Genomic DNA, 9,150 nt, shown 5'->3' with positions numbered 1-9,150 from the left:
GGAAGTACGGATCGAGCAGCAGATTGGCGATGGCCTTGTCTTTCGTATAGGCGTCCGTGATCTTCTGCAGGAAGCGGGCGCGGATGATACAGCCGGCGCGGAAAATCTTCGCGATCGTGCCGTAGTCCAGATCCCACTTGTATTCTTCCGACGCCGCGCGCAGCTGCGCGAAACCTTGCGCGTACGAAATCACCTTGCTGAAGTACAGCGCACGGCGCACCGACTCGATGAACGCATCACGCTCGGCGCCAAGCGGCTTGGCGGCCGGCCCTTCGAGCACCTTGCTGGCGGCCACGCGCTGCGTTTTCAGCGACGACAGCACGCGCGCGAACACCGCTTCCGTGATCAGCGGCAGCGGCGCGCCGAGGTCGAGCGCGTTCTGGCTGGTCCACTTGCCCGTGCCCTTCTGCGCGGCGCGATCGAGGATCACGTCGACCAGGTCCTTGCCGGTTTCCTCGTCTTTCTTGCCGAAAATCTTCGAGGTGATTTCGATCAGATAGCTGTCGAGTTCACCTTGATTCCACTCGGTGTAGACCTTGCCCAATTCTTCGTTCGACAGGCCGACGACCTGCTTGAGCACCGCGTAGCTCTCGGCGATCAGCTGCATGTCGCCGTATTCGATGCCGTTGTGCACCATCTTCACGAAGTGGCCCGCGCCGTCCGGGCCCATGTACGCCACGCACGGTTCACCGTCCGGCGCCTTGGCGGCGATTTCGGTGAGGATCGGCGCGACCAGGTCGTAGGCGTCGCGCTGGCCGCCCGGCATGATCGACGGTCCTTTCAGCGCGCCTTCTTCGCCGCCCGACACGCCCGTGCCGATGAAGTGCAGACCGGACTTCGCGAGATCCTGATTGCGGCGGATGGTGTCGGTGAAATGGGTGTTGCCGCCGTCGATCAGAATGTCGCCCTTTTCCAGCAGCGGTTTCAACTGGTTGATCGTGGCGTCGGTGCCTTCGCCCGCCTTCACCATCAACAGAATGCGGCGCGGCTTTTCCAGCGACTCCACGAACTCTTCCAGCGTGAACGCCGGCACCAGCTTCTTGTCCGGATATTCGGCGATGAGTTCGTCGGTTTTCTCACGGCTACGGTTGTACACCGACACCGCGTGGCCGCGGCTTTCGATGTTGAGCGCCAGATTGCGGCCCATGACCGCTAGCCCCACCACGCCGATTGCCTGTTTGCCCATGTGAATTCTCCAGAGTCCAAAAAAAGTCGAGACGTCACGCCGGAAAGAAAGAACGTCGGCGGGACGTCGAGGGTGAAAGGATAAAAGAAATGCCGGCTTGCCGCACCAAAGCGCACACGGGTCAGCCGCGCGCCGCCTGCGGGTGTTTCCTGAAAACCAGACTGAAATTGTTGGCCGGCATCGCGATCGGCTCGTCGCACACGAGTCCGACCGATGCGCCCAACGCTACCACGGCTTCCATGTCGCGCACGCCCCATGCGGGGTTGCGGCTGCGCAATTGTTGATCGAACGCATCGTTGCTCGGCGAGGTTTGCGCACCACCGCGTTTATAAGGACCGTACAGATACAGTACACCGCCAACGGCCAGGCGGCGGCTCGCGCCGGCGAACAGCGCCTCGGTCGCGCTCCACGGCGAGATGTGAATCATGTTGATACAGACCACGGCGTCGAGCTGATCCAGCGGTTGTATGCCCCAGTCCGGCTGATGCACGTCGAGCGCAAGCGGTGCGCGCACGTTCGTCAGCCCTTCGTGCGCGATCCAGGCGGCAACCGATGCACGCGCATCCGCATCGGGATCGCTCGGTTGCCAATCGAGCCCACGCAACGCACCGGCAAAGCAGATCGCGTGCTGGCCGGTGCCGCTCGCGATTTCCAGCACGCGGCCGGTGGCGGGCAACACCTCGCGCAATACGGCGAGAATCGGTTCGCGATTGCGTTCGGCGGACGGCGAGTGTTGCCGCAGTACTAGATGAGAGTCGGTCATGTTCACTTTGTTTCGATACAGGGTCGTGTGCAGGCGTTCGGCGAGATCACGGTCGTAGGTCACGGTCGCAGGTCGCGGTCGCAGGTCACGGCATCAATCCAGCGCGAGCCGGGCTGCCAAAGCAGTCAGCGTATCCGCACAGGGCGCGGCGATTTTCAGCGACAGCAGCGCATCGGCACGCGTGCGCCCGAGGTTGATCGCGACGATCGGCTTGCCCAGCTTTTGCGCCCACACGCAGAAACGGTAGCCCGAATAAACCATCAGCGACGAGCCCACCACCAGCACGGCATCCGCTGCATCGAGCGCATGCGAGGCCGCTTCGACCCGCTCACGCGGCACGCTTTCGCCGAAGAACACCACGGCGGGCTTCAACAGACCGCCGCAATTCGTACACGCCGGAATGCGGAACGATTCGATATCGTGCCACTCGAGATGCGCGTCGCCATCGGCGGCGGTTTCGGCGCTGACGTTCAGCAACGCGGGGTTGTCGGCCTGCAGCGTTTGCTGGATCGACGCGCGCGAATGCTGCATGCCGCAGTCCAGACACGTCACACCGCCGATACCGCCATGCAGTTCGATCACCTCGCGGCTGCCCGCCCGCTGATGCAAACCGTCGACGTTCTGGGTGACGAGCGTCGGCACGTGGCCCGCTGCCTCGAGCCGGGCCAAGGCGGTATGCGCGGCGTTCGGCTGCGCGCCGGCCACCACCGGCCAGCCGACCATGCTGCGTGCCCAATAGCGCTGGCGCATCGCGACCGTACCGAGAAATTCCTGCAGCGTGATCGGCGGTGAACGCTTCCATTCGCCGTTGTCGTCGCGATAGCCTGGAATGCCGGAGTCGGTGCTGATGCCCGCGCCGGTCAGCACGAACAGACGCGGATAACGCTGCACGAAGTCATGCAGGTCGTCCAATGTGTGCGATTCGGTGAAGCGTTCGAGGTGCGCGGGCTGAAGGTCGGTCATGACGGAGATGGAGGGACGGCTGCGGCCTTTGACGTAAACCTGAAACGACATTCAGCGGCGCGTGCTCGGTTTGCTTGCCCGCGCGTGCACCGTGGGCGCCGGTGGCATCATGCGCGCCCCTTTCGCACCTTAAGCGCCGCCTGCCGCGCTTGCCACTCGGTGAGCGCGGCCTGATAGCGTTCGAGCGCTTCATCGTAGAGATCGAAGACACACGGAGTGCAGCCACTATGACAACAATCGTCGAGATCGGGTTGCACGGGCGGCACCGGCGGCGGGTTGTCCTTGAGTGTGACGCGGGGCACGGCGAATCGTTTTTCGAAAAGGCGGGAAGCGCCCAGTATAAGTTGATCTCCCGCGACGCGCTCAGCCTCTACCGACGAACGGCATCTTGCTCGCCATGATGGTCATGAACTGCACGTTCGCCGACAGCGGCAACTCCGCCATATGCAGCACCGCGTCGGCAACATGCTGCACGTCCATCAACGGCTCGGCCGCGATTTCGCCGTTCGCCTGCGGCACACCGCGCGCCATCCGCTCGGCCATTTCCGTAGCGGCATTGCCGATGTCGATCTGCCCGCACACGATGTCGTATTTGCGGCCGTCGAGCGACACCGCTTTCGTGATGCCGGTGATCGCGTGCTTGGTCGCCGTGTAGGCAATGCTGTTCGGCCGCGGCGCGTGCGCGGAAATCGAGCCATTGTTGATGATGCGGCCGCCTCGCGGCGTCTGCGTTTTCATCAGACCGAAGGCGGCCCGCGTGCACAGAAACACGCCGGTGAGATTGGTGTCGACCACCGAGCGCCATTCGTCGATGGGGAGTTCGTCGATATCTACAGGCGAGCCGCCGCGGCCCGCGTTATTGAACAGCACGTCGAGCCGGCCGCGGCGCGTGCGGATCGTGTCGAACAGCGCGGCGACGCTGTCGGCGTCCGTCACGTCGCAGGCCACGGCGAGCGCGTCGCCGCCCAGTTGCTGCGCGGCTTCGACCACAGCGTCGAGCGCCGCCTGACGACGGCCGGCGAGCACAACGCTATAGCCATGTTCCAGCAGCTTGAGCGCAGCGGCTCGACCGATGCCGCTGCCCGCGCCTGTCACCAGCGCCACCTTCTTGGTTCCCGTTCCTGTCACTGCGAGCCTCCTGCTCTGTTTACTTGCCCTTAGCACCATACAGCAGCGGATTGCCCATCACAAATATGCAACGTAGCTGCCGCCAAAAAGCGGTCACGTTCTTCACGTTCTTTCAGCGCGCTTTCATTGTTTTCCATTCGTATCAGCGGCCGCGTCGGGGGGTACATCAATGGTATTGTTTGCAGCTCCGCGTCACGAGCGCGATAAAAGGCCTTCCCCGGAAGGAGGAATGAAGACAGGAAGCACGCTTTATGAACGAATTATCTACACGGCCTGCACGGCCGCAATGCGCCGAGGCCGCGCCACAAACGCGCTGGCCGCACACCGGCTATCCGGCGATGCTCACGGCCACCGCCGCATGGCACGCATTCGTGCTGGCCGGATGGCTGCTGACACCCGCTTTATGGCCGTGGTGGCTGGCCGCGATCTTCGCGAATCACGTTGTTTTCACGGTGGCCGGCCTGTTGCCGCGCACCTCGCTGCTGGGCCCGAACTGGACGCGACTGCCCGCGGGCGCGCGCAACGCGGACGCCATCGCACTGACCATCGACGACGGTCCCGATCCGGTCGTCACACCGCAAGTGCTCGATCTGCTCGACGCCTTCAACGTACGCGCCACCTTCTTCTGCATCGGGGCGAAAGCACAGCGTTACCCGGAGCTCGCACGGGAAATCGTCGCCCGCGGCCATGCGCTGGAAAACCATTCGCAGGTTCACGTACATACGTTTTCGCTCACGTTTCCGGCGGCCCTCACGCGCGAGATCGATGCGGCGCAGCAGACCTTCGAGACATTGAGCGGCGAGCGGCCGATGTTCTTCCGCGCCCCTGCGGGTTTGCGCAACATTTTTCTCGAGCCCGTGCTCCGCAAACTCGATCTGCGGCTCGCGGCGTGGACCCGGCGCGGTTACGATACGCGCGAGCGCGATCCGCAGGTGGTCGCGCGCCGTCTGCTCGACGGTCTTGCCGCGCGCGACATTCTGCTGCTGCACGACGGCAATGCCGCGCTCACCGCCGAAGGCAAGCCGCTGATACTCGCGGTTCTGCCGCGCGTGATCGACGCGGCTCGCCGGCAGCACTTGCGCTTCGTTACGCTGCGTGAAGCGCGGATTGTGCATTAGACCCGGCACGGCTCGCCGGCGGCGACAGTAAGCGAGCCGCGCGAACTCTGCCGCAATTACACGCGGAAATCCGCCGCCATGTCTTCGTCCGAACGCGCCTCGAGCTCGCCGCTGCGGCACGCCTTCAGGAACACGTCGTAGTCGCGTTCCACCTGGTCCGCGTAGGTGTTCGCATAGCCCGTGAGCGCTTCCGCGAATTGATCGCCACGGCCGATATACGCGCTGACTTCGATTGCCTGGCCGCTCGCCTTGGCGTGAGCGCGCGCCATGATCCAGCCGCACAGTTGCGCATAGCCTTCCAGCAAGTCGGTATCGAACAATTCGATATTCGCCGACAGTTTCATATCGCGCAGTTGGCGGAAATAGAAATGCCGCCCTTGCGGCCCCGTCGCCCAGCCGAGAAAGATGTCGCTCGCGGCCTGCAACATGCGCTGCCCCTGCACGACACGCTCGCCCTCGTGCTTAGTGCCCGGCGACTTGTAAAACTGCGCGATCACAGACGGCCGGGCCTCCTTGATCTGCAGGAACAGCGGCTTGTCCATGTGATCGACACTCAACACCACCATGCAGCGCGTGCCCACGCTGCCGACGCCCACCACCTTGAACACGATGTCCTGCACGGTGAAATGGCTCAGCAGTTCACGCCGGTCGTGCGACATCGTCTTGAGGTACTCGCCCCACATGCGTTCGAGCAGCTTGCGCCAGTTGGCCGCCTTGAATATTTCGGCCTCTTCCGGTGTGAACAGCGTGTTCGCACCCAGCACGTGGAACAGCGCCGGCGGCGCATCGCGGATCGCCCAATGGTCGCCGTCACGCACCGCCATTTTCTCCAGCAGGTTTTCGTGTGTACGGCTCGCGGCCTTTTCCATGCCGCGCCGCACCGTACGGCGGCGCTCGGGCGTCAACGCGGTTTCCGCCATGCGGTCGAACGTGATGCGGTCATACCAGAGTTCGAGCGCGCTGCATTGCGCATATTGCGCCATGCGATCACGGTATTCGTTGACGGCGGTCGTCACCAGATGCTCGGCTGTCCCGCGGCTCAAGCGCATATGCCGCGCGGCGACTACGAGACTCGCGCTCAGACGTTTCAGGTCCCATTCGAAAGGACCGGTCGCGACTTCGTCGAAGTCATTCAGATCGAATACGAGTTGCCGCTCGGGCGTGGCGAAACCGCCGAAATTCATCAGGTGGCCGTCGCCGCAGATCGGCATGGTGAGACCTGAACCGTGAACCTGGCTCAGATCGTGAGCTTGCAGGATCGCCGTACCGCGAAAAAACGTGAAAGGCGACACGGCCATGCGCCCATAGCGCAGCGGCACCAGATTCGTCACGCGCCCTTCGCTGCTTTGCTTGAGCAACTCGATGGGGTTGCGATTCAACTCCCCTACCGCCCGATGGCTCGAACGTTTCGAATGTTCACGGGCGGCACGGCCACGGGCCTCCCGCTCGGCGATGGTGCTGGCTTTCATGCTCTTCTCCGGTTTTTGTGTGAATTTTTACTCGGTTCCAGAAGACTGCTTCTGCGGGCACGCTCAGGCAGCGCTCATGCTAGCAGACCACCCGGTAAAAATGTTACGTGACGCTTTCTGAATAGCACGGCACGCAGGTATGTCCTCGATCACTCCATGCTTGACGTCCATGAGGGGTTGCAGCCGCAACAACTGGGAGCAATCCGGGCTCGGCTCGCGCGATTTCGTCGCGCCTGCTGCAAAGCAAATGCGGTCTGTATAAAATCGACTCCATGCGCCCCGCCCCTTCCCAGCAACACGAGCCCGAGCTCCCGCTGCACACGCCCAGCGTTTCATCCGTGACGCTGGCGGCAATCATTGCCGTCATCGCGTGGATTTCGATCGTTGCTCAAACCGACCTGACAATCGATCGCACGCTGGCCCGCGGGCTCAGTGTGCTCGATGGCATTGCACGGCTGAGCAGCTATCTCACCAATCTGACGGTATTGGCGTGCGCGATCTGTTTTACCTGCGTGGCGCTACGCGGACGCAGTCCAGCGATCGTGCGTTTTTTCCGGCAGCCTACCGTGGTGACCGCTGTCGTTGTTTATATGGCGTTTGTAGGGATCGCATATAACCTTCTTTTGCGGGGCTTGTGGTCGCCCGCGGCTTACCGGTTGCTGCTCAACGAATCGCTGCACAGCGTACTGCCAATGCTGACGGCACTTTACTGGATGCTATTCGTGCCCCGCTTTCATTTGCGGTTGCGGCACTGTCTGTTATGGCTGGTCTATCCCGTTGCCTATCTTGTCATTACCTTCTGGCGCGGGAGTTTGTCGGATTTTTATCCGTATCCGTTCATTAACGTCGATGTGCTGGGGGTCAGGCATGTTGTCGTCAATTCCGCGCTGTTGTTTGGCGGGTTTCTGATGTTGATGGCGGTGTTCGTGGGGATTAATTTTCGACGTCGACGCTGATGGTTTGCAGGTGCCGCTTTACTGTCCGCTTTGCTGTCTTTTCGCTCTTCGCTGAATGCCGGTGATGCCGGCCGTGATCAGATTCCGTTCCTCGGGCGCGCTTCTTGCGCCCCGTCTGATGGACGTAAGCCGCAAGCAGGAGCGGCCTGCGTGAACCTGGTGTGGCGACGTTGCACGCAACGGCTCACACGTAAATATGACAATGGGAGCAAACGTATGGACACCAACTCAGCAGAAGGCGCAGTGAACGAAGTTGCAGGCAAGGTTGAAGGCGCCGTCGGCGATGTGCTAGGTGATACCGGTACTCAGCTTGCCGGGAAGGCCAAGGAACTCAGCGGCAAGGCTCAACAACTCTGCGCGAGTACAACCAGCCTGGTTCGGGATACGACCGCGGAGAGCCCTTTCACTACCATTGCCGTGGTCGCGCTCGCCGGTTTCGTCGCTGGCGCGCTCTGGTCGCATGGGGCGTCGGGCCGCGATTATCGCCGGTAAGCTTTGACGTCGTAGCGGATCGGGTCATCGGGCGATTGGCAGTAGGCGATCGCCCGGCCAGGTTTGTGTCTCGCTCCTTGTGCCGGCTTGCCTTGCTGAAGTTCTCCTCTCCTCCGCACCTGAGAAGCAACACCTGTTCTTCGACACGAGCGGCGTGCGCTGGCAAGATGCCTAGCCGCTCTTTTTCTTGCGGCGTGACGCGCCCATGTCCAACTCCACCCACGTCGGCGCGTGGTCGCTCGCATGCGGTTCGCCCCGTACCCATCGATCAACCCCCGCATCGCGCAAACGCGGCGCGAGATCCGCGCTCAACAATAGGTGGTCGATGCGCAAACCCGAGTTCGTGTCCCAATGGCGACGGAAATAGTCCCAGAAGGTATACACGCGCTCGTCGCCGAAGTGGGTCCGCAGCGAGTCGGTCCACCCTTGCGCGAGCAGCCGCCGATAACGGTCGCGGCTTTCGGGTTGCAACAGCGCGTCCTTCAACCATGAACGCGTGTTGTAGATGTCTTCGTCGGTCGGCACGACATTGAAGTCACCTGCCAGCACCACCGGATGGCCGCTCTTGAATAGCTTCGCGGCGTGCGCGATCAGATGGTCGAACCACGCGAGCTTGTAGTCGAACTTGGGGCCTGGCTGCGGATTGCCGTTCGGCAGATAGAGACAGGCCACCAGCACACCGCCGACGGCCGCTTCCAGATATCGGCTATGCGTGTCCTCTTCGAAACCAGGCAGGCCGCGCCGGCTTTCCATGGGCGCGTCGCCTTTCGAGAGAATCGCCACACCGTTCCACGCGCTCTGGCCTTGCCAGAGACAGGCGTAGCCCGCGTCGCGCAATTGCTCGACAGGAAATGCGCTGTCTACGGCCTTCAGTTCCTGCAGGCACACAATATCCGGCGCTTCACGCTCGAGCCATTGCAGCAGCGCTGGCAAGCGAGAACGGATACCGTTGATATTGAAGGTTGCAATGCGAAGCTTGGCCACGGCATGGTCTCCCTGGAAAGCATTCTGCTGAAGCACCTACTGGGTCGCCGCGTCGCACCACTCCATTGCCCACGACTTCGCGCATGAAATG

10 protein-coding genes are annotated in these 9,150 nt (G+C 62.4%); 3 read left to right on the top strand and 7 right to left on the bottom strand.

Going from position 1 to position 9,150, the window contains the following annotated elements; all coding sequences use genetic code 11:
• The 5 genes from gndA to QOC89_RS11205 all read right to left on the bottom strand — a co-directional run.
• Positions 1–1,186: NADP-dependent phosphogluconate dehydrogenase (gene gndA, locus QOC89_RS11225; protein WP_323045077.1), on the bottom strand; the 1,186-nt coding region annotated here is incomplete at its 3' end.
• Between the two features lie 121 nt (positions 1,187–1,307).
• Entirely contained in the window at positions 1,308–1,949 is a 642-nt protein-coding gene (locus QOC89_RS11220; protein ID WP_323045079.1) for a DUF938 domain-containing protein, read from the bottom strand.
• Between the two features lie 93 nt (positions 1,950–2,042).
• On the bottom strand, positions 2,043–2,912 hold the full coding sequence (locus QOC89_RS11215; protein WP_323045078.1) for an NAD-dependent protein deacetylase: 870 nt from the start codon (positions 2,910–2,912) through the stop codon (positions 2,043–2,045).
• Between the two features lie 107 nt (positions 2,913–3,019).
• On the bottom strand, positions 3,020–3,214 hold the full coding sequence (locus tag QOC89_RS11210) for an oxidoreductase-like domain-containing protein (RefSeq protein ID WP_323045076.1): 195 nt from the start codon (positions 3,212–3,214) through the stop codon (positions 3,020–3,022).
• Between the two features lie 61 nt (positions 3,215–3,275).
• A complete protein-coding gene (locus tag QOC89_RS11205) occupies positions 3,276–4,040 on the bottom strand; it encodes an SDR family oxidoreductase (RefSeq protein WP_323045075.1) in 765 nt (254 codons plus the stop codon).
• A gap of 251 nt (positions 4,041–4,291) precedes the next feature.
• Here QOC89_RS11205 and QOC89_RS11200 point away from each other — a divergent pair, with 251 nt between their 5' ends.
• Entirely contained in the window at positions 4,292–5,158 is an 867-nt protein-coding gene (locus QOC89_RS11200; protein ID WP_323045074.1) for a polysaccharide deacetylase family protein, read from the top strand.
• 56 nt (positions 5,159–5,214) lie between these two features.
• On the opposite strand, the gene QOC89_RS11195 is transcribed toward QOC89_RS11200, so the two are convergent.
• Positions 5,215–6,627 (bottom strand): DUF2252 domain-containing protein, encoded by a 1,413-nt coding sequence (locus QOC89_RS11195; RefSeq protein WP_323045073.1) that lies wholly within the window; start codon positions 6,625–6,627, stop codon positions 5,215–5,217.
• 272 nt (positions 6,628–6,899) lie between these two features.
• Here QOC89_RS11195 and QOC89_RS11190 point away from each other — a divergent pair, with 272 nt between their 5' ends.
• Positions 6,900–7,583 (top strand): Pr6Pr family membrane protein, encoded by a 684-nt coding sequence (locus QOC89_RS11190; RefSeq protein ID WP_323045072.1) that lies wholly within the window; start codon positions 6,900–6,902, stop codon positions 7,581–7,583.
• Positions 7,584–7,799: 216 nt separating this feature from the next.
• Positions 7,800–8,075 carry a CsbD family protein gene (locus QOC89_RS11185; protein ID WP_323045071.1) on the top strand — a complete coding sequence of 92 codons (276 nt, stop codon included), beginning with the start codon at positions 7,800–7,802 and terminating at the stop codon, positions 8,073–8,075.
• A 171-nt stretch (positions 8,076–8,246) separates the two neighbouring features.
• On the opposite strand, the gene QOC89_RS11180 is transcribed toward QOC89_RS11185, so the two are convergent.
• Positions 8,247–9,059, bottom strand: a complete 813-nt coding sequence (locus tag QOC89_RS11180) for an exodeoxyribonuclease III (RefSeq protein WP_323045070.1) — start codon at positions 9,057–9,059, stop codon at positions 8,247–8,249.
• Positions 9,060–9,150 lie beyond the last annotated feature (91 nt).

The organism is Paraburkholderia sp., from assembly GCF_034668105.1.
Lineage (GTDB): Bacteria > Pseudomonadota > Gammaproteobacteria > Burkholderiales > Burkholderiaceae > Paraburkholderia.
Note: the sequence above shows the minus strand (reverse complement) of the source record. Positions and strands in the feature narration are given on the sequence as shown.